22 protein-coding genes are annotated in these 18754 nt (G+C 60.7%); 8 read left to right on the top strand and 14 right to left on the bottom strand.

Features of this window, described 5'->3' with window-relative positions:
* Positions 1 to 156: 156 nt before the first annotated feature.
* From ACQZ40_RS08710 to coxB, 12 genes are all read right to left on the bottom strand, one after another.
* On the bottom strand, positions 157 to 465 hold the full coding sequence (locus ACQZ40_RS08710; RefSeq protein WP_065654307.1) for a Dabb family protein: 309 nt from the start codon (positions 463 to 465) through the stop codon (positions 157 to 159).
* 135 nt (positions 466 to 600) lie between these two features.
* Positions 601 to 1041, bottom strand: coding sequence for a ribonuclease HI (gene rnhA / locus ACQZ40_RS08705; protein ID WP_065654308.1), 441 nt, complete (start codon positions 1039 to 1041; stop codon positions 601 to 603).
* Positions 1038 to 2006, bottom strand: coding sequence for a homoserine kinase (locus ACQZ40_RS08700; RefSeq protein WP_065654309.1), 969 nt, complete (start codon positions 2004 to 2006; stop codon positions 1038 to 1040). The genes rnhA and ACQZ40_RS08700 overlap by 4 nt, the downstream gene beginning before the upstream one ends.
* Before the next feature lie 92 nt (positions 2007 to 2098).
* Positions 2099 to 3145 (bottom strand): 4-hydroxy-3-methylbut-2-enyl diphosphate reductase, encoded by a 1047-nt coding sequence (gene ispH, locus ACQZ40_RS08695; protein WP_003521111.1) that lies wholly within the window; start codon positions 3143 to 3145, stop codon positions 2099 to 2101.
* Between the two features lie 77 nt (positions 3146 to 3222).
* Positions 3223 to 3957, bottom strand: a complete 735-nt coding sequence (locus tag ACQZ40_RS08690) for an SURF1 family protein (protein WP_065654834.1) — start codon at positions 3955 to 3957, stop codon at positions 3223 to 3225.
* 10 nt (positions 3958 to 3967) lie between these two features.
* Entirely contained in the window at positions 3968 to 4354 is a 387-nt protein-coding gene (locus ACQZ40_RS08685) for a DUF983 domain-containing protein (RefSeq protein WP_003521108.1), read from the bottom strand.
* A gap of 291 nt (positions 4355 to 4645) precedes the next feature.
* Positions 4646 to 5521 (bottom strand): cytochrome c oxidase subunit 3, encoded by an 876-nt coding sequence (locus ACQZ40_RS08680; RefSeq protein WP_003521107.1) that lies wholly within the window; start codon positions 5519 to 5521, stop codon positions 4646 to 4648.
* Between the two features lie 61 nt (positions 5522 to 5582).
* Positions 5583 to 6200, bottom strand: a complete 618-nt coding sequence (locus ACQZ40_RS08675; RefSeq protein WP_065654310.1) for a cytochrome c oxidase assembly protein — start codon at positions 6198 to 6200, stop codon at positions 5583 to 5585.
* A gap of 32 nt (positions 6201 to 6232) precedes the next feature.
* Positions 6233 to 6364: a hypothetical protein gene (locus tag ACQZ40_RS08670; protein WP_003521105.1), complete on the bottom strand. Its 132-nt coding sequence runs from the start codon at positions 6362 to 6364 to the stop codon at positions 6233 to 6235.
* Complete coding sequence (cyoE, locus tag ACQZ40_RS08665; protein ID WP_003521104.1) at positions 6364 to 7317, bottom strand: heme o synthase; 954 nt, start codon at positions 7315 to 7317, stop codon at positions 6364 to 6366. Before cyoE ends, ACQZ40_RS08670 begins: the two co-directional genes overlap by 1 nt.
* Before the next feature lie 385 nt (positions 7318 to 7702).
* Entirely contained in the window at positions 7703 to 9403 is a 1701-nt protein-coding gene (gene ctaD, locus ACQZ40_RS08660) for a cytochrome c oxidase subunit I (RefSeq protein ID WP_003521103.1), read from the bottom strand.
* Between the two features lie 16 nt (positions 9404 to 9419).
* Positions 9420 to 10283 carry a cytochrome c oxidase subunit II gene (coxB, locus tag ACQZ40_RS08655; RefSeq protein ID WP_003521102.1) on the bottom strand — a complete coding sequence of 288 codons (864 nt, stop codon included), beginning with the start codon at positions 10281 to 10283 and terminating at the stop codon, positions 9420 to 9422.
* 443 nt (positions 10284 to 10726) lie between these two features.
* Here coxB and ACQZ40_RS08650 point away from each other — a divergent pair, with 443 nt between their 5' ends.
* The 4 genes from ACQZ40_RS08650 to ACQZ40_RS08635 all read left to right on the top strand — a co-directional run bounded on the left by ACQZ40_RS08650 (position 10727) and on the right by ACQZ40_RS08635 (position 14067).
* Positions 10727 to 11251, top strand: coding sequence for an invasion associated locus B family protein (locus ACQZ40_RS08650; protein WP_003521101.1), 525 nt, complete (start codon positions 10727 to 10729; stop codon positions 11249 to 11251).
* 82 nt (positions 11252 to 11333) lie between these two features.
* Positions 11334 to 12749 carry a metalloprotease TldD gene (gene tldD, locus ACQZ40_RS08645; protein ID WP_448747771.1) on the top strand — a complete coding sequence of 472 codons (1416 nt, stop codon included), beginning with the start codon at positions 11334 to 11336 and terminating at the stop codon, positions 12747 to 12749.
* A gap of 202 nt (positions 12750 to 12951) precedes the next feature.
* On the top strand, positions 12952 to 13389 hold the full coding sequence (locus tag ACQZ40_RS08640) for a bleomycin resistance protein (RefSeq protein ID WP_003521098.1): 438 nt from the start codon (positions 12952 to 12954) through the stop codon (positions 13387 to 13389).
* A gap of 3 nt (positions 13390 to 13392) precedes the next feature.
* On the top strand, positions 13393 to 14067 hold the full coding sequence (locus tag ACQZ40_RS08635) for an HAD family hydrolase (protein WP_338810101.1): 675 nt from the start codon (positions 13393 to 13395) through the stop codon (positions 14065 to 14067).
* Here the strand turns inward: ACQZ40_RS08635 and ACQZ40_RS08630 are convergent.
* A complete protein-coding gene (locus tag ACQZ40_RS08630; protein ID WP_065654313.1) occupies positions 14056 to 14364 on the bottom strand; it encodes a pyrophosphohydrolase domain-containing protein in 309 nt (102 codons plus the stop codon). The two genes, ACQZ40_RS08635 and ACQZ40_RS08630, sit on opposite strands and share 12 nt — an antisense overlap.
* 154 nt (positions 14365 to 14518) lie before the next feature.
* Between ACQZ40_RS08630 and ACQZ40_RS08625 the strand changes: the two genes are divergently transcribed.
* A complete protein-coding gene (locus tag ACQZ40_RS08625) occupies positions 14519 to 15298 on the top strand; it encodes a sulfite exporter TauE/SafE family protein (protein WP_035263541.1) in 780 nt (259 codons plus the stop codon).
* Between the two features lie 30 nt (positions 15299 to 15328).
* Here ACQZ40_RS08625 and pdxH read toward each other — a convergent pair whose 3' ends face one another.
* Positions 15329 to 15949: a pyridoxamine 5'-phosphate oxidase gene (gene pdxH, locus ACQZ40_RS08620; protein ID WP_080852561.1), complete on the bottom strand. Its 621-nt coding sequence runs from the start codon at positions 15947 to 15949 to the stop codon at positions 15329 to 15331.
* 56 nt (positions 15950 to 16005) lie between these two features.
* Between pdxH and ACQZ40_RS08615 the strand changes: the two genes are divergently transcribed.
* The 3 genes from ACQZ40_RS08615 (at position 16006) to fabI (ending at position 18732) form a co-directional block, all read left to right on the top strand.
* A complete protein-coding gene (locus tag ACQZ40_RS08615) occupies positions 16006 to 16455 on the top strand; it encodes an RT0821/Lpp0805 family surface protein (protein ID WP_065654315.1) in 450 nt (149 codons plus the stop codon).
* 211 nt (positions 16456 to 16666) lie between these two features.
* Positions 16667 to 17782, top strand: a complete 1116-nt coding sequence (locus ACQZ40_RS08610; protein WP_448747770.1) for a DnaJ C-terminal domain-containing protein — start codon at positions 16667 to 16669, stop codon at positions 17780 to 17782.
* A 131-nt stretch (positions 17783 to 17913) separates the two neighbouring features.
* Positions 17914 to 18732 (top strand): enoyl-ACP reductase FabI, encoded by an 819-nt coding sequence (fabI, locus tag ACQZ40_RS08605; protein WP_003521090.1) that lies wholly within the window; start codon positions 17914 to 17916, stop codon positions 18730 to 18732.
* Positions 18733 to 18754 lie beyond the last annotated feature (22 nt).

Below are 18754 nucleotides of genomic sequence, written 5' to 3'. Positions count from 1 at the left end.
CACGGCGCGTCGGCGCCGTAGGAAGAGTCTTTCGCGATCAAAGACTTGATCGCACTGGACCCCGGATCAAGTCCGGGGTGACGGCGCCTTTCATGATACGATTCTGCTATAGGCATTCACATTGCAGGAATAAAGGGCGGCCCCGCCGCCCTCCACTCAAACATTCATATCGAACACCAGAAGCCCGGCCAGACCGCCATCGGTGAGCGACACGAGACGTTCCCCCACTTCCATGTGCTTGGGATGGGCGAGATAGTCGTCGCGGGCCTCGGGGCTCTCCAGCGTCACGATGAAACCGTCGACAAAACCGCCATTCAGCCCCTCGGGTGAGACATTCTGGCCGTATTTCACATCGATGATGCCGGGTATCACATCCTTCAGGGCGGCAATCGCCTCGAATATTGCGTGTTTTTCAGAAGCGGCCGTTGCAGCCTTGAAGCGTAGAAATACACAATGCAGGATCATCCGGATTTCTCTCCTCCGTTGAGCGCTACCGGAGCGCCCCTTGACGACAAGATAGGTCGGGTTTCGGTTTTCACAACCCCCGATAACGGGGCCGCCGGCTCGGATTTGCCCGGCCTGAAATAGAGCAGGCTTCCATTACCGCCGTTTGAAGGGCTCCATGCCCTTTCGCGCCAATTCGTCGGCGCGTTCGTTTTCCGGGTGGCCGGCATGGCCCTTGACCCAGTGCAGGGTAACCTTATGGCGCTGCTGCGCCGCTTCCAGCGCCTGCCATAGTTCAACATTCTTGACCGGCTTGTTATCGGCGGTTTTCCAGCCCTTCTTTTTCCAGCCGAAAATCCACTTGGTGATGCCGTCCTTCACATAGGCGCTGTCGGTATAAAGATCGACCTCGCAGGGGCTTTTCAGCGCATTGAGCGCCGAGATCGCCGCCATTAATTCCATGCGGTTATTGGTGGTCTCGGCCTCGCCGCCCAAGAGTTCCTTCTCCACCTCACCGTAACGCAGCACGGCGCCCCAGCCGCCGGGACCGGGATTGCCGGAGCAGGCGCCATCGGTGAAAATGTCGACATGTTTCATTCGCCCGCCAGCCCATATTCGGCGACAGTGGCGATGGAACGGTGGAACCGCAGCTTGCGCAGATATTCCAGCGGGTCCTTCTTGACCACCAGCGCGCCTTCCGGCGTCGTCAGCCAGTCATAAAGGCGGGTGAGGAAGAAACGCAACGCGGAACCGCGCGCCAGAAGCGGCAGCGCCTCCAGCTCCGCTTCGCTCAGCGGGCGCACCGACTGGTAACCTTCCAGCAGCGCCTTGCCCTTGGTGACGTTGTAAGCGCCATCCTTTTCGAAGCACCAGGCATTGAGGCAGATCGACACGTCATAAGCCAGCAGGTCGTTGCAGGCGAAATAAAAATCGATCAGGCCGGACAGTTCATCGCCAAGGAAGAACACATTGTCCTGGAACAGATCCGCATGGATGACGCCGGCCGGCAGATCTTTCGGCCAATGGGCGGCGAGATAATCGATTTCCGGGCGAATCTCGTCTTTCAGGCCCTTCTCCACCTCGTCGGCGCGGTCTTCGGACTTGTCCCAAAGCACCTTCCAGCCTTCGACGGAGAGCGCATTCGGCCGCTTAATTTCGAAGCCTTCACCCGCCAGATGCATGGCGGCCAGCGCCTTGCCGACTTCGCGGCAATGTTTCGCTTCCGGCTTTCTCAGCCACATGCCCTCGAGAAAGGAAATGAGCGCCGCCGGCCGGCCCGATAGCTCTCCCAGCAACTCGCCATCCTTGCGCGGCAGCGGCAGGGGGCAGGACAGGCCCTTGGCGGCCAGATGCTGCATGAGGCCGAGGAAGAAGGGCAGATCGGATTTCTCCACGCGCTTTTCATAAAGCGTGAGAATCAGCGGGTCCTTGGTGGTATGCAGCAGGAAATTGGAGTTTTCGACGCCTTCGGCAATGCCCTTGTAGGAGGTGAGGCTGCCGACGTCATATTGCGTGAGGAAATTCCTCAGATCATCTTCGGTGATGTCCGTATAAACTGCCAATTTCAAATCTCTTGATGAAGGATGGAGTGGAAATCTCGGGTGGAGATGACGCAGGTGGGACGGAAACCGCCCGCATTCAGCGCCATCCCGCTTCAGATGCCGGCGGCGGTTTTCGGCGGCAGCGCATCATTGGCATTGCCGTTCACGAAAGCCATGTCGTCCGTCGTCAGCTCGATGCTGCGTAGCTCGCGATTGACGAGGAAATGTTCCGTTTCCTCGACCGTCACGGCGAGATCGAGCGTCGTATCGAAACGCGCCTTGAAGGCCTCGATGATCTCATCGACGATGACCTCCGGCGCGGATGCGCCGGCCGAAAGGCCGACGGTGCGAATATCGCCGATTTCATTCCAGTCGATTTCCGAGGCCCGCTGCACCAGCACGGAGCGCTGTGCACCGGCCCGCAGCGCCACTTCCACAAGCCGCTTGGAATTGGAGGAATTGGGGGCGCCAACGACGATGAAGAGGTCGCAACCGGGGGCCGCCTGCTTCACCGCATCCTGACGGTTGGTGGTTGCGTAACAGATGCTGTCGGCGGCGGGCGCCTGAATGGCCGGGAAACGTTCCTGCAGCCTGGCGATGACGCCGGCCGTGTCATCGACCGAAAGTGTCGTCTGGGTGACGAAGCCGAGATTTTCGCGGTCCGCCGGTTCGTAACGGCCGGCATCTTCCACCGTCTCGATCAGCGAAACCGTTCCTTCCGGAAGCTGGCCCATGGTGCCGATGACCTCGGGGTGGCCGGCATGGCCAATCAGCACCACATGGCGGCCAAGGCGCTGGTGGCGCATGGCCTGCTTGTGGACCTTGGAGACCAGCGGGCAAGTGGCATCGAGATAAAACAGATTACGCGCCTGCGCATCCTCCGGCACGGATTTCGGCACGCCGTGGGCCGAGAAAACCACCGGCTGCTCGCGGTGCTCGGCCGGAATTTCATGCAGTTCCTCGACGAAAACCGCGCCCTTGGCTTCCAGCCCTTCCACCACATAACGGTTGTGCACGATTTCGTGGCGGACATAGACGGGTGCGCCATAGGCCTTCAGCGCCAGCACGACGATCTGGATCGCCCGGTCCACGCCCGCGCAAAAGCCGCGCGGTCCGCACAGCCTTATCGTCAAAGGGGGTTTGGAAACGGCGATGTTCATTCCAGCTCCTTGGCCTGCTCCTTGGGCCGTGCTTCATGGCCTTGCCCGACAAGCTGCCTTACCGGACGGGCTGTGCTTTATTCACCCTGCGCCTTACCGTTCCGGAAATAGGCAAAACCGGCGACGATGACAAGGGCCGCCGCCAACCCATACCACGTTATCGCATATTGCAGGTGATTGTTGGGCAAATCTATCAGCGTCACGCCACCCTGCGGCCAACCGCCCGGGTTAGGCGCGGTGTCAGCATCCACGAAGAGGTGGACCAGCCGGTCGGGCGGGATATCGGCGCTGGAGGCCATGGCCGCCAGATCCTTCCAGTAGAAGATGTTCTTGGCGATATCGTTATCGGGCAGCAGCGAGGACGGTTTGGCAACCAGCGGCGCGCGCGAAAGCCCGGTGATCGTCACCTCACCGGCAACCTGCCCGTTGGGCCGTTTGGCCGGTTCTTTCATCTCGAAGGGCACGAATCCGCGATTGACGAAGAGAATGCGGCCATCGGCGAGTGTCAGCGGCGTATAGATGTAATAGCCCGTTTGCCCCTGATGGGTGGCGAAGAAATGCCGCTCGCGGGCATGATCGAAGGTGCCGGAAAGACTGACCGTGCGGTATTCGATATCGCCGCCGCTTTTCGCGATCGCCTCTATATCGGAGAGGGGCACCGGGCTCGCGCTCCGCCGCTCCTCGATATCGGCAATCAGCGCCTCTTTCCAGTAGAGACGCTTCACCTGCCAGGTGCCGAGCCCGAGAAGAATGGCAAGCGCCAGCAGCACCAGCGGCGCGGCGAACCAGACCCGCCTTTCCGCCGCCTTCATGTGGGAAACGTCATTCACGATCAAGCCTGCCTTCGCTTGCATTGTTGCGGTATTGCAGCGCAATCATGATCCCTTTCAGCTTGCGCAGCAGCACGAGGGAGACAATCACCGTAAACGGCAACCACAGCATGACATGCACCCAGACCGGCGGCGCAAAACGCTGATCGAACCAGAGCGCCAGCCCGACGACCAGAAAACCGACGATCAGCATGACGAAAACCGCCGGGCCATCGCCCGCATCGGCAAAACCGTAATCCAGTCCGCAGGCGCTGCAGGCGGGTTTTATGGTCAGAAAGCCGTCGAACAGCCGTCCGTTGCCGCAACGCGGGCAGCAGCCTTTCAAGCCCACCTTGATGGGATCGACCGGCGCGAAATTGCCGTTTGATGGTTCAGACATGACGACCTCCCGCGAAGTTGCCCAAAGCCCGAGGACGACAGCGAGCCTGTTGGAAGCGTGCTTCTAAACCAAGGCAGTCATCTGTCGCTCGGCTTTGCTGCTTGTTTCTTCTCCCCGCCGGGGAGAAGGTGGCCCGAAGGGTCGGATGAGGGGGCTAGCTCTCCGAATATCTCTACCGTAGCCCCCTCATCCCGCTGCCGCGGACTTCTCCCCGGCGGGGAGAAGAAACACGTGGCACCTGCTCGCTCCACAGGATGCCTTGCTGCGGACCCAGTCCTCTATCCGACGCAATCAGCCGTGCAGCGGCGCGCCCCAGCCACCCCAGATATAGATGGCGAAGAACAGGAACAGCCAGACGACGTCCACGAAGTGCCAGTACCAGGCAGCCGCCTCGAAACCGAAATGCTGCTTGGGCGTGAAACCGCCGCCAACGGCGCGGAACAGGCAGACCAGCAGGAAGACCGTGCCGACGAAGACGTGGAAACCGTGAAAACCGGTGGCCATGAAGAAAGTCGCGCCGTAGATCGAATTCTTGAAGTCGAACGGCGCGTGCATGTATTCGTAAACCTGCACGGTGGAGAACAGGACGCCGAGCGCGACGGTGAGCAACAGACCGGTGATCAGGCCCTTGCGGTCATTGTGCAGCAGGGCATGGTGCGCCCAGGTGACGCAGGTGCCCGACAAAAGCAGGATGACGGTGTTATAGAGCGGCAGGTGCCAGGGATCGATCACCTCGATGCCCTTGGGCGGCCATTGCCCGCCGGTATATTCGAGGCGCGACGCCTGAATTGCCTCGTGCGGGAAGAGGCTGGCATCGAAATAGGCCCAGAACCACGCCACGAAGAACATCACCTCCGAGGCGATGAACATGATCATGCCGTAACGCAGGTGAAGCGAGACGACGCGGGTGTGGTTGCCCTCATGGGCTTCCTTGATCGTGTCGGACCACCATGCGTACATGGTGTAAAGCACGATGACGAGGCCGATATAGAACAGCCAGGGATTGGCCAGTTCCGCGCCGAACAGCTTGAAGGAGCCGCCCGACAGGTAACGCATGTAACAGACGCCACCGAAGGTCAGGATGAAGGCGCCGATCGAGGCCAGAAGCGGCCAGGGGCTTGGATCGATAATGTGGTAGTCGTGGTTCTTCTGATGCGTATCTGCCATTGCGACAATCCCCGAATGTCTCTTCCCTGATCCGGCCTTCGATAAAAGGCCAGATCTCCTCTCACAATTTGCTTTCGCCAGATGAAGTCTTTACCGGCAAGGACGCAACCGGTTTTTCGGTTTTGGCCGGATAAAACGTATAGGACAGCGTTAAAGTATGAATGCTCTTGGTCTCGCGCGCCGTGGCGATGTCAGGATCGACGAAGAACACCACCGGCATCTCCAGCGTTTCACCCGGCTGCAGCGTCGTTTCGGTGAAGCAGAAGCACTCCACCTTGTTGAAATAGGCGCCGGCTTCCATCGGCGTGACGTTGAAGACCGCCGTGCCCGTGGTCGCCACGGGTGAACGGTTCGTCGCCTTGAACGTCACCTGCACCGTTTCGCCGATCTTCGGCATGACCTTTTTGTCGACCGGCTGGAAATCCCAGTTGAGGCCGTTCGACGTATTGGCGTCGAAGGTGACGTTGATGGTCTTGTCGAGGATGACGTCGGAATATTGCTCGACGCGCTGGGTGGTGCCGTTATAGCCGGTGACACGGCAGAACAGCGTATAAAGCGGTACGGCGGCATAGGCCATGCCGATCATGGCGCAAAAAAACACCAGACAAAGCACGAGGATGGAGCGATTGCTCACCCGCTGCCTGCCGGTGCCTGCCGTCTGCGCTTCCATATTCGCCATCTCCTCCTCCTCCTCTCCCCTCAATCAGCGCGTCAGTGCGAGCCGATCTTGATGATGGTGATGATGTAGAACAGCACCACCAGGCCGGCGAGCAGGACGCCGAGCGCGATGTTTCGCCCACGTCTCGATTTTTTCTGCGCCGCGCTCAGTTCCACCGTTTCCATCACAGGACTCCCGACATGACGGCCTTCAGGGCCGGCGCGAAATGATCGGCCAGAAGGCCGGAGAAAATCGCAAAAAGGTAAAGCACCGAATAGGCGAACATCTTCTTGGCCGGCAGCATCTTCTCGTCGCCCTCAGGCATGCGCCGGACATCGAGCGAACAGTAGACGAAGATAGCGCTCAGAACGGCGGCGAAAATGCCGTAACCGGCACTCGCAAGGCCGGTGAAATAAGGCGCAACGGCCGCGGCCGCCGTCAGCACCGCATAAACGATCATCTGGTTCTTGGTGGAGCGTTCGCCGACCACGTTCGGCATCATGGGAATGCCGACGGCGCCGTAATCGCGCATCTTGAACAGCGCCAGCGCCCAGAAATGCGCCGGTGTCCACAGGAAGATGATGAGGAACAGGATGATGCTGTCCAGCGAAACGCCGCCGGTGACGCAGGCCCAGCCGAGCATGGGCGGGAAAGCGCCGGCCGCGCCGCCGATGACGATGTTCTGCGGCGTCGAGCGTTTCAGCCACATCGTATAGATGACGGCGTAAAAGAAGATGGTGAAGGCGAGCAGGCCGGCGGAGAACCAGTTGACCGCAAGGCCGAGAATGACCACCGAAAAGGCCGACAGCGTCAGCCCGAAGGCCAGCGCCTCGCGCGGCGCGATGCGGCCGGACGGGATCGGCCGCCGGGCGGTGCGGCTCATCACGGCGTCGATATCGGCATCGTACCACATGTTGAGCGCACCGGATGCGCCCGCGCCAACGGCGATGCAGAGAATGGCGATGATGCCGAGCACCGGGTTGATTTCACCCGGCGCCAGCACGAGACCCGCAAAGGCCGTGAAGACGACGAGCGACATGACGCGCGGCTTCAGCAATTCGAAATAATCGCGCGCGCCGGCTTCCGAAAGTTCGGAGCCCTTCACGCCCAGCATGTCGCGATTGTCGATAATGCTCATTTCCTGTCCTGTTTCCTTCGAACGCCGCGTGAAGCGACGTCCCCTGCACCGGCCCGAAAAAAATGTGATTTCCGGCATGCGCGATGCGTCAATTCATGGGTCCCGAACGTCCTGGCATGAGCGGCGCCGGGCAAAACCGATGCCATTTTCCGGCTTTTCGCCGCACCCTGCCGCCATTCGTCTGCGCTTGCATTTCATAAAGGCCAGATTTGGCATTTATCACGTCCGGGGCATGTATCACGTCGGACGGCAGGCATCGCTTGGACAAAATGTCACGCGGCAGGAGAGCCTGCCCGTTCGGGAAACGGCACGGACCGAACCGCGCCGTCCCTCATTTTCAGCGCCGGGAATTCGCAGGCCCTGCCCGCGCCTTCCGGCCCGCGCATCAGCGAATGCGCGGCAGCTGTTCCCACTGGTGGTAGGGCGGCGGCGAAGACAGCTGCCATTCAAGCGTCGTCGCACCTTCACCCCAGGGGTTGTTGCCGGCGATCCGCTTCTTTGCGAAGGCTTCCCAGACGCAGAAGAGGAAGATCAGCACGCCGACGGCCGAGATGTAGGAACCGTAGGAGGATACCATGTTCCAGCCGGCATAGGCATCGGGATAATCGATGTAGCGGCGTGGCATGCCCGCAAGACCGAGGAAGTGCTGCGGGAAGAACACGAGGTTCACGCCCACGAACATGACCCAGAAATGCAGCTTGCCGAGGAACTCGCTGTACATGTAGCCGGTGATCTTCGGGAACCAGTAATACCAGCCGGCAAAGATCGCGAAGACCGCGCCGAGCGACAGAACGTAGTGGAAGTGCGCCACCACGTAATAGGTATCGTGCAGCGAACGGTCGAGACCGGCATTGGCGAGCTGGACGCCGGTGACGCCGCCGACCGTGAACAGGAAGATGAAGCCGATCGCCCAGACCATCGGGGTCGAGAAGGTCAGCGAACCGCCCCACATGGTCGCGATCCACGAGAAGATCTTGATACCCGTCGGCACCGCTATGACCATGGTGGCGAAGACGAAATAACGCTGCGCTTCGAGCGACAGGCCGACCGTGTACATGTGGTGGGCCCAGACGATGAAGCCGACGGCGCCGATGGCAACCATGGCATAAGCCATGCCGAGGTAACCGAAGACCGGCTTCTTGGAGAAGGTGGAGACGATGTGGCTGATGATGCCGAAGCCCGGCAGGATCAGGATGTAGACTTCCGGATGGCCGAAGAACCAGAACAGGTGCTGGTAAAGGATCGGGTCACCGCCGCCTTCCGGCGAGAAGAATGCCGTGCCGAAGTTGCGGTCGGTCAGAAGCATGGTGATGCCGCCTGCCAGAACCGGCAGCGAAAGCAGCAGCAGGAACGCGGTGACGAGGACCGACCAGGCGAAGAGCGGCATCTTGTGCAGCGTCATGCCCGGGGCGCGCATGTTGAGGATGGTGGTGATGAAGTTGATCGCACCGAGGATCGACGACGCGCCCGAAACGTGCAGCGCGAAGATCGCCAGATCCACCGCCGGTCCCGGCATGCCGCTGGTCGATAGAGGCGGATACATGGTCCAGCCGCCACCGACACCGTAGGCGCCCGCAGGGCCCTCGACGAAGAGCGAGAGAATGAGAAGGATGAAAGCCGGAACGATCAGCCAGAAGGAAATGTTGTTCAGGCGCGGGAAAGCCATGTCCGGAGCGCCGATCATGATCGGGATCATCCAGTTGGCGAAACCGCCGATCAGCGCCGGCATGACCATGAAGAAGATCATGATCAGCGCGTGCGCGGTGGTGAACACGTTGAACATGTGCTTGCCGCCATCGATGGCGGCGTCACCCTCGAAGCCGTAAACCATGGACGCCAGACCGTGGAAAATCTGGATGCCCGGCTCCTGCAGCTCCATGCGCATGACGACGGAAAGCCCGCCGCCGACGATGCCGGCGATGATCGCGAAGATCAGATAGAGAGTGCCGATGTCCTTGTGGTTGGTCGACAGGAACCAGCGGGCGAAGAAGCCCGGCGTATGGGAATGATGCGCATCATGCGAATGATCGTCATGTGCGGAATGACCATGCGAGTGATGATCGTCGTGTGCGGAAGGTCCAGCCATTGTCCTCACTCCAGAGTCAGTTGGTTTCGTTGGCGGCAACGTCGACGGTGCGCGGAGCGCCATCGACAGAGGCCATCAGCGCCCGGTTCGCGCCGCTCAGGTCAGAAGCGGCGGCGGTGAGCCAGGTGTTGTACTGCTGTTCGGAAACCACCCGAATGGCGATTGGCATGAAGGCATGGTCCTTGCCGCAAAGCTCGGAACACTGACCGTAATAAAGGCCCTCTTTTTCCGCCTTGAACCAGGTTTCGTTCAGGCGGCCGGGAACGGCGTCGATCTTGACGCCGAAAGCCGGCATGGCGAAGGAATGGATCACATCCGTCGGTGCGGCGGTGACGAGCAGGCGAACGGTCTTGCCGACCGGAACGACCATTTCATTGTCTACCGCCAGAAGACGCGGATAGCGGGCCCTGTCTTCCTTGCCCGCGGCGGCGCGATCCTGGTCCTTCAGCATGTAGCTGTCGAAGGAAACCGGCTCGGCGCCTTCGGCGGCCGTATATTCATAGCTCCACAGCCATTGCGTGGCGGTCGCCTTCAGCGTCACGTCGGGGTTTTCCGGCTGCGTGAGCTGCGCGTTCAAGAGATTGAACGACGGGAAAGCAAGGAACAGAAGAATGAGAACCGGCGCCAGCGTCCAGACCACCTCGATCGCCGTGTTATGGCTGGTCTTGGAAGCCACCGGATTTTTCGCGGCGCGGAATTTCAGGGCGACGACGATGAGCAGCGCAAGAACGAAAAGCGTAACCGGAACAATGAACCAGAGCGTATATTGTTCAAACCAGCGTATTTCGTGCATGATCGGCGTGGCGGCCTCCTGCATGCCCATTTGCCAATGCACCGGCTGATCGGCGTGGGCGCCGACAGCCGTGAGCAGACAGGTCATCCCCGCCAGTGCTGCGTAAATCCTATTCGTCACGGTACCCTCTCCCTCACGCGTCTGATCTAGATCAATCACAGACGCAGAATCCATGCTTATGGTACTAACTTCAAACCACAGTTTGTCCTCTGCCGCAATATGCGTCGGGACACGGATGCGCCCCAATTTTGCCATTGGTCAATCCACGGCGACTTTCTCTCACCTCATGTCTCGCCGGACCGGCCGAACGCGGTTTCAAACAGCCCAAATGCGACAAAGTCCCTTCTCACAGCCGGTTTTGCCGCCAGTTTGATCGCCGGATAATGAATGTCGCGCCGGGCAAATCAGACGCCCATACCGCAAGACAGGTCCTATTTCCGCCCAACTCCGCTGGAATTGAAGGCCTGAGGCTTTTTTTTCCGGATTATGGCGTCAAAATAGCCGCACTGATTCGAATCCCAGAGGTATCCATGCGTCTTTCCCCGCTCGCGCGCACTTTTCTTGCCGCCGCCGGTCTTGCCATCATCGCTCCCGCCGCTGCGGCGCTGGCGCAACAGCAGCCGCCCGGCACGCCGAAGTCGACGCACGGAGCATGGTCTGTCATCTGCGACAAGCCGGCGGGCGCGTCCGAAGAACAATGCGCGCTGATGCAGAACGTGATCGCCGATGACCGCCCGGAAGTGGGGCTTTCGGTGGTGGTGCTGAAGACGGCCGACCGCAAGTCGCGCATCCTGCGCATCCTCGCACCGCTCGGCGTTCTTTTGAAGGATGGCATGGAGCTTTATATCGACAATAATAATATCGGCCGCGCCTATTTCACCCGCTGCTTCTCCGAAGGCTGCTATGTGGAAGTGGATATTGACGACGAGCTGCTGAAGGTTCTGCGCGCCGGCAAGAATGCGGTTTTCGCGCTGCGCGAAGCCGTGGATCAGGATCGCGTGGGTATTCCGATCGAGCTTTCCGGCTTTGCCGAGGGCTACGACGCGCTTCCTTAAAGCCTGCCATTGCCGGACAGCCTTGCGTCCGTCCGCTCCAGTGCCTAAATCGGTCATTGAACGATAATGACTGGAGCCTCCCATGACCGACGATCTTGTAAAACTCTTCGATTGCGACGAAACGCAATTGCGCAAGCTCGTCGGCGAGGCGCTCGCCGGCGCTGACGATGGCGAGCTTTTCATCGAACATGCCCAGGCCGAATCGCTGACTTTCGATAATGGCCGGCTGAAGGGCGGTTCCTTCAACACCGATCAGGGTTTCGGCCTGCGCGCCGTCGCCGGCGAAACGGTGGGCTATGCCCATGCGGGCGAGCTGTCGCAGGGCGCGCTGAAACGTGCTTCCGATGCGGTGGGTGCGGTGACCAAAGGTTATTCCGGCTCCTATGCCGCAGCACCGCAGCGCACCAACAAGAAGCTCTACGGCGACGAGAACCCTATCGGCAGCCCGAGCTTCGAGGAGAAGGTGAAGCTCCTCACCGATATCGACGCCTATCTGCGCGATAAGGACGACAAGGTCCGGCAGGTGACGGCGACCATTTCCGCAAGCTGGCAGGTGGTGGACATCCTGCGGGCCGACGGCCATCGCGTCAGCGATATCCGGCCGATGACCCGCATCAATGTTTCCGTCGTGGCGGGCGAAGGCGACCGGCAGGAAAGCGGCTCCTACGGCATTGGCGGCCGCGTCGGCTTCAGCGATTTCATCACCACGGAAAACTGGCAGCACGGTGCGGATGAAGCGCTGCGCCAGGCGCTCGTCAACCTCACCGCCATCGACGCGCCGGCCGGCACCATGGATGTGGTGCTCGGTTCCGGCTGGCCGGGCGTGATGCTGCACGAGGCGGTGGGCCACGGTCTGGAAGGCGATTTCAACCGCAAGAAAACCTCGGCCTTCGCCGGCCTGATGGGCGAAATGGTTGCCGCCCCCGGCGTGACCGTCGTGGATGACGGCACCATCGACAGCCGCCGCGGCTCGCTGACGATCGACGATGAAGGTACGCCTTCCGGCTATAATGTGCTGATCGAGAACGGCAGGCTGGTCGGTTACATGCAGGACCGGCAGAACGCCCGGTTGATGGGCGCCAAGCCCACCGGCAACGGCCGCCGGCAGGGCTACGCCTATGTGCCGATGCCACGCATGACCAATACCTACATGCTTTCAGGCGACAAGGCGCCGGAAGAGATCATCGCCTCCGTGAAGAAGGGCATCTATGCCGTTTCCTTCGGCGGCGGCCAGGTGGATATCACCTCCGGCAAATTCGTGTTCGGCTGCACCGAGGCCTACCTCATCGAAAACGGCAGGATCGGCGCGCCGGTAAAGGGCGCGATGCTGATCGGCAACGGGCCGGATGCGATGAAGCGCGTCTCGATGATCGGCAACGATTCCAAGCTCGATACGGGCATCGGCAATTGCGGCAAGGCCGGACAATGGGTGCCGGTCGGCGTCGGCCAGCCGCATCTGCGCATGGACCAGATCACCGTCGGCGGTACGAAGGCTTAGTTCCGCGGTGCATGGGCGGTCGTGGGAGACGTCGAACCTGTCGTGACAGTCCTCACCCGCAGCGTTGCCGCGCTGGCAGCCCAGAACCCCACACATGGCTGCCATGATGAGGTTTCCTCTGGCATGCGGCCGGTAAGACGGTAAGATCATCCCTCATGGCAGGCCCCTCCTCCCAACCCGGGCCTGCGCGGCAAAGGAGACCATGACCATCATACGAAATGCCCTCGTTCCTGAACTCGCCGTCAGCGACTGGCAGAAAAGCCGCGCCTTTTATTGCGACCTGATCGGTTTTCACGTGGTCTATGAGCGCCCCGAGGAGGGTTTCACCTATCTGGCGCTGGGGGATGCCCAGCTGATGATCGACCAGATCGGCGCGACCCGGACATTCGTGACGGACAATGCCGCGCTCGAATTTCCGCTCGGCCGCGGCATGAACCTGCAACTTGCCGTCCCTTCCCTGCAACCCATTCTCTCCCGGCTGGAGCGATCCTCCATCGACCTCGTCATGCCGCTGGAGGAAAAATGGTACAGGCGCGGCACGGTCGAAGTGGGCAACCGGCAATTCATCGTCGCCGATCCGGACGGTTATCTGATCCGCCCGTTCGAGAGCCTCGGCGAACGCCCCTTCCGGTTCGGTTAAGCCATGCTGCCTTTTCTTCCGCAGGCCGTGGTTTTCGACATGGACGGATTGCTGATCGAGAGCGAGAGGCTCTATCGCGATTCATTTCTGGCTGCCTCGGATGAAGGCGGCCATGGCATGAAGGTCGAGACCTATCAGAAGGTCTGCGGCAGCCCGTGGGACGTCATCACCGGCACCATCTTTGCCGACTATGGTGCGGATTTTCCCATCGACAGCTTCCGCGACGCCTGGCTCCGGCATCTTGGCATGCTGATGGCGGAGGGCGTGGCGCTGAAGCCGGGCGTCATCGACATTCTCGATCTGCTCGACCGGCTCGATATCCGCCGCGCCATCGCCACCTCGTCGCGGCACGATTCGGTGACGCGCCATCTCGGGCCTCACGATCTTCTCAAACGTTTCGACACCATCGTCGCACGCGGCGACTATACCGAACCGAAACCCGCACCCATGCCCTATCTCACCGCAGCCCGACGGCTTTCGCTCGATCCGGGCCGCTGCCTTGCGCTGGAGGATTCGTACTCAGGCGTGCGCTCCGCGACATCGGCGGGCATGATGACGATCATGGTGCCGGATGTGGCGCCGCCGACCGAGGAAATGCGGAAGAAGTGCATTGCCGTTGCAAGCGACCTGCATGCGGTGGCGGCCATGTTGGAAAAGCTGGAGCCTTCAGGGTTTTGACGGCGTAAAGCGCCACTTACGCTCGATTGCTCCTTCAATATCGAGACCGTTATAATGGGCCAGCAACAGCACATGGCCGAGCAGATCGGCGGCTTCATCGGCCAGATCCCGCTTCATCTCCTCTTTGCTCCTGCCCTTAATGCGCCCCCGTCCTGTCAGCCGATTCCAGGCCTGTGTGACCTCGCCAACCTCTTCCTGAAGCTTCAGCATGTACCAGTCCGGGTCGCGGAATATTCCGTTTTCAGCGGCATATTTTTGCGAGGCCTCTTCAAACCGAGGCATCATGTCAGCAAACATTTGTTCATCCTTTGTTCATGCGCTACAACTCTAATCATGATTCTCTGACGGCGTCGACCCGTCAGGGCGTCACGCCGCCATGAACTGAAATTTCCGCGACATGTACATGCAGGCGGGATAGAGAAAACATATTCGAACAATCGTGCCATCGCCCATGTCCCACCTCGATTTTTTCTCGTCCCTCATCACCGCGCATAGTCCGACTCTGCTCGCCATGTTTGCGGGCGCCGCCTTTCTCGCCGGCCTTGCCCGCGGCTTTTCCGGTTTCGGTGCGGCGCTCATCTTCATCCCGCTCGCAAGCGCCATCGTCGGGCCGCGTGTCGCCTCGGCAGTGCTGCTGGTGGTGGACGCCGTGCTGACGCTCGGCATGATACCGCCCGCATGGCGCATGGCGGACCGACGCGAAGTCTTCATCATGGCGGCCGGCGCCTTTGTCGGCGTGCCGCTTGGAACCATGCTGCTTTCCAACGGCGATCCGCTGACGCTGCGCTGGATCATCTCCGCCGTCGTCGTGATGCTGCTGTTGTTTCTGCTTTCCGGCTGGCGTTACAGCGGCCGGCCGAAGACGCCGCTGACCCTCTTCACCGGGTTTCTGGCCGGGCTGTTTTCGGGTGCTGCGCAACTGGGCGGTCCGCCGGTCGTCGCCTATTGGCTCGGCGGCGCGCTCAAAGGCGCCTTCGTGCGCGCCAATGTCATTTTATATTTCGCGATTTCGACCGTGATCTCCACCGGCAGCTATTTCGTCAGCGGCCTGTTCACCGCCGATGTCTTCGTCTTTTTCCTGCTCGCCCTGCCCTTTTACGGGGCCGGGCTTTATGCCGGCGCGCGACTGCACGGGCTTGCCGACGAGGCGGCGTTCCGGCGCATCTGCTATGGGCTGATCGCCATCTCCGCCGTCATCGGCCTGCCGCTGTTCGATTCGCTGCTGAAATAAGCAGGCCGAAAATGGCCTGCCCGACCGCCCTTACGGATACATGCGGACCTTGGACCATGCACCGTCAGGCGTCTCGCGGCGGAATTCGATGCGGTCATGCAGGCGGAACTTGCGGTCGTGCCAGAATTCGATGCTAAGCGGCCGGATGCGGAAGCCGGACCAGTAGGACGGGCGCGGAATATCGCCGATGGCATATCTGGCGGTATATTCCGCCACGGCCTTTTCCAGTGCGAAACGGCCTTCGAGAGGACGTGACTGCTTGGAAGCCCAGGCGCCGATGCGGCTGCCGCGCGGGCGCGAGGCGTAATAGGCATCCGCCTCTTCGTCGCTCACGATCTCCACCTCGCCGCGCAGGCGCACCTGTCGCCGCAGGCTTTTCCAGTGGAAACACATGGCCGCTTTTTTCTGGCCGAGGATCTCCTGGCCCTTCTGGCTTTCGAAATTCGTGTAGAAAACAAAGCCGCGGTCGTCGACGCCTTTCAGCAGCACCATGCGCACATTCGGCAGGCCATTTTCGTCCACGGTGGCAAGGGCTACCGCGTTGGGATCGTTGATTTCGGAAGCCGTCGCATCTTTCAGCCATTCGGCAAAAAGCGTGAACGGTTCATTTTCTTCCGTGAAGTCACTGGATGTTAACCCCGTTTCCGACATATTGACTAAAATGCTCCCGAGCTGATTTGGACCCCAGAGATGATCTCTGGTGAAAGATGGTGACCGTCATAGCAAAGTCGAACAGTCGAACAAAGAGCCTCCTTTCGTCGGTAGCGGAAGTTTCCGCCGTCGTGTCAATGCTTGTGGTGCTGAGCGGCTGCGTAAGCCTCGACCTGTTCGGCGGCGACAAGGTCGACCGCTCGCTTTCCACGGCCTCCATTCCCAACCAGCCGAACAATGCGCCGCAGACGGACGATGCGACGATCCGCAATGCGGTGACGTCGGCCGATCTCGCCAAGCTCGCCGACCAGCCGCTTCCCTGGGCCAATGCCGCCACCGGCAGCGCCGGCGTCGTCACCGCCATTCACGAAGACAAATCCAGCGGCTTCGTCTGCCGCGATTTCAGGACGACGCGACACTCCTTCGAGGGCGTTGCGAGCTATGCGGGACAGGCCTGCCTCTCGGAAACCGGCGAATGGCTGCTGACCCGCTTCGAGCAGAAATAATCTGTTTACCCTTAAATATGGAATAGAGCCGGGCCGGGTGCGGCGCGCTTCCTCCGTAAAGGAGTGATTAGCAACTTATTGCAACAGTCGACGTTGATTAAACCGAGGGCGTGCAGGCGAATGATCGCGGGCATCCCTTTTCGGAGGGGTTAGTTTCAGGATTGCGCCATGAAGGGCGGCAGCGCCTGAGCCAACGTAACTGGTGTTTCGCATGCGCGATCCATATTCTATCCTCGGCGTAAAACGTGACGCCCGCCACGAGGAAATCAAGGCCGCCTGGCGCACGAAGGCGAAGACCGTCCATCCGGACGCCAATCGCGACGATCCCGACGCATCGGCGCGATTCGCCGAGATCGGGCAGGCCTATGATCTTCTCAAAGACCCGAAAAAGCGCGATCTCTACGATCAGGCCCGCAGGGCAGCCGAAAAGAAGCAGCGCGGCGAAACCATCATGCAGCAGCGGGAAGCCGCGCGCGAGGCTGCCGAGCGCGCCAAGGCCGCCGAAAAGCTGATGGAGGAACTGGCCCGTGCGGACGCCCGCAACCGGGCGCAGACCGGCCAGAAAACCGACGCCAAGGCGGAATCCGCCGAAGATATCGTCGAACGGATTTTTGGCGCGGAAGCACAGAACGATCCCAAGGTGCAGCAGGCGGCCGAAGCGGCAAAGGCTGCCGCGGGCACCGCAAAAAGCGATATGCCGGGTGCCGGCGAGACCGCGCAGCCCGGCGCCGGCGATGACAGGACAGCGCCCGCATCGCTCGCCGCCAATCTTTTCAGCGCTCTGGTGCGCCGTTTCCGCACGCCGCAGCCGGCTGCCGAAAAAGCGCCGGACATCACCGCGGAGGCCACCGTCACGGTCGCCGATCTGCTGGAACACAAGTGGATTACCGTGTCGCTTGCCGACGAACGCGAGGTTCGTTTCCAGCTCGAAGCCGGCATGAGCGACGGACACGTGGTCCGGCTGAAGGGACAGGGGCTGAAGCTACCCAACATGGCGCGCGGCGACCTTGCCGTGACATTGCTGACCGCCCGTGACGACGCGTTTTCCCTTCGTGGCTTCGATATTCACACGACGCTGCCGATCTCGCTCAGCGATGCGGTTCTGGGGTGTGAAACGAAAGTCAGGACTCCGCTCGGTGAGGAAAACATCACCATTCCGGCCTGGTCCGGCTCCGACCGTGTGCTGAGGCTTACCGGCAAGGGGCTCGCCGACGGCAAGGGCGGACAGGGCGATCTCGTCATCGAATTGCGCATCGTTCTCTTGGAAAAGCCGGACGAAAAGGTGACCGACCTGATGCGGCACATGCGCGAAGGCCTTTATTTGTGAAAGTTTTGCGAATAGCCGGGACAACGCACCCTTTGTTACGCTCCCTAACAGTTGATGATCTTTGGCAATCTTGAACAGGATTGCAGCCTATGCCATAGGCAGGACCGATCAAAAGTACTAGGGAGCATAAAATGGCTCAGGCATCCGGCCTCATGGCTGGCAAACGCGGCCTCATCATGGGTGTCGCCAATAATCGTTCCATCGCTTGGGGCATCGCCAAGGCCTGTGCCGACGCGGGCGCGGAAGTTGCGCTGACCTGGCAGGGCGACGCGCTGAAGAAGCGTGTCGAGCCGCTGGCGCAGGAACTGGGCGCCTTCATGGCCGGTCACTGCGATGTGACCGATCTCGAGACGATCGATGCGGTTTTTGCCGGGCTGGAAAAGCACTGGGGCAAGATCGACTTCGTCGTGCACGCCATCGCCTTTTCCGACAAGGATGAGCTGACCGGCCGTTACCTCGATACCAGCCGCGACAATTTCAACCGCACCATGGACATTTCCGTCTTCTCGCTGGCCGCCGTTGCCAAGCGCGCCGAGCCGGTCATGAATGACGGCGGCTCGATCATCACGCTGACCTACTACGGCGCCGAAAAGGTCATGCCGAACTATAACGTCATGGGCGTGGCCAAGGCTGCTCTCGAGGCCAGCGTGCGTTATCTCGCCGTCGACCTCGGCAATCGCGGCATCCGCGTCAACGCCGTTTCCGCCGGCCCGATCAAGACGCTTGCAGCTTCCGGCATCGGCGACTTCCGCTATATTCTGAAGTGGAACGAATACAATGCGCCGCTGAAGCGCACCGTTTCCATCGAGGAAGTCGGCAAGTCGGCGCTTTACCTGCTGTCCGACCTTTCGACCGGCGTGACCGGCGAAATCCACCATGTCGATTCCGGTTACCACACCATCGGCATGAAGGCGGTGGATGCGCCTGACATTTCGGTGGTGAAGGACTAAGCCTGAAAAGTGTAAGAACGGG

The organism is Agrobacterium sp. 16-172Ci (assembly GCF_053522725.1).
The sequence above is the reverse complement of the archived record's forward strand: the minus strand, read 5'-3'. Positions and strand labels throughout refer to the sequence as shown.

What these genes read in the sequence shown, in the direction of transcription:
- rnhA (WP_065654308.1), bottom strand. Translation starts at nt 1,041, where the DNA reads ATGAAACATGTCGACATTTTCACCGATGGCGCCTGCTCCGGCAATCCC.
- ispH (WP_003521111.1), bottom strand. Translation starts at nt 3,145, where the DNA reads ATGAACATCGCCGTTTCCAAACCCCCTTTGACGATAAGGCTGTGCGGA.
- ctaD (WP_003521103.1), bottom strand. Translation starts at nt 9,403, where the DNA reads ATGGCTGGACCTTCCGCACACGACGATCATCACTCGCATGGTCATTCC.
- ACQZ40_RS08710 (WP_065654307.1), bottom strand. Translation starts at nt 465, where the DNA reads ATGATCCTGCATTGTGTATTTCTACGCTTCAAGGCTGCAACGGCCGCT.
- ACQZ40_RS08675 (WP_065654310.1), bottom strand. Translation starts at nt 6,200, where the DNA reads ATGGCGAATATGGAAGCGCAGACGGCAGGCACCGGCAGGCAGCGGGTG.
- fabI (WP_003521090.1), top strand. Translation starts at nt 17,914, where the DNA reads ATGGCTCAGGCATCCGGCCTCATGGCTGGCAAACGCGGCCTCATCATG.
- coxB (WP_003521102.1), bottom strand. Translation starts at nt 10,283, where the DNA reads ATGACCTGTCTGCTCACGGCTGTCGGCGCCCACGCCGATCAGCCGGTG.
- ACQZ40_RS08610 (WP_448747770.1), top strand. Translation starts at nt 16,667, where the DNA reads ATGCGCGATCCATATTCTATCCTCGGCGTAAAACGTGACGCCCGCCAC.
- ACQZ40_RS08680 (WP_003521107.1), bottom strand. Translation starts at nt 5,521, where the DNA reads ATGGCAGATACGCATCAGAAGAACCACGACTACCACATTATCGATCCA.
- ACQZ40_RS08640 (WP_003521098.1), top strand. Translation starts at nt 12,952, where the DNA reads ATGACCATCATACGAAATGCCCTCGTTCCTGAACTCGCCGTCAGCGAC.
- ACQZ40_RS08650 (WP_003521101.1), top strand. Translation starts at nt 10,727, where the DNA reads ATGCGTCTTTCCCCGCTCGCGCGCACTTTTCTTGCCGCCGCCGGTCTT.
- ACQZ40_RS08670 (WP_003521105.1), bottom strand. Translation starts at nt 6,364, where the DNA reads ATGGAAACGGTGGAACTGAGCGCGGCGCAGAAAAAATCGAGACGTGGG.
- pdxH (WP_080852561.1), bottom strand. Translation starts at nt 15,949, where the DNA reads ATGTCGGAAACGGGGTTAACATCCAGTGACTTCACGGAAGAAAATGAA.
- ACQZ40_RS08685 (WP_003521108.1), bottom strand. Translation starts at nt 4,354, where the DNA reads ATGTCTGAACCATCAAACGGCAATTTCGCGCCGGTCGATCCCATCAAG.
- tldD (WP_448747771.1), top strand. Translation starts at nt 11,334, where the DNA reads ATGACCGACGATCTTGTAAAACTCTTCGATTGCGACGAAACGCAATTG.
- ACQZ40_RS08630 (WP_065654313.1), bottom strand. Translation starts at nt 14,364, where the DNA reads ATGTTTGCTGACATGATGCCTCGGTTTGAAGAGGCCTCGCAAAAATAT.
- ACQZ40_RS08690 (WP_065654834.1), bottom strand. Translation starts at nt 3,957, where the DNA reads ATGAAGGCGGCGGAAAGGCGGGTCTGGTTCGCCGCGCCGCTGGTGCTG.
- ACQZ40_RS08615 (WP_065654315.1), top strand. Translation starts at nt 16,006, where the DNA reads ATGGTGACCGTCATAGCAAAGTCGAACAGTCGAACAAAGAGCCTCCTT.
- ACQZ40_RS08635 (WP_338810101.1), top strand. Translation starts at nt 13,393, where the DNA reads ATGCTGCCTTTTCTTCCGCAGGCCGTGGTTTTCGACATGGACGGATTG.
- ACQZ40_RS08625 (WP_035263541.1), top strand. Translation starts at nt 14,519, where the DNA reads ATGTCCCACCTCGATTTTTTCTCGTCCCTCATCACCGCGCATAGTCCG.
- cyoE (WP_003521104.1), bottom strand. Translation starts at nt 7,317, where the DNA reads ATGAGCATTATCGACAATCGCGACATGCTGGGCGTGAAGGGCTCCGAA.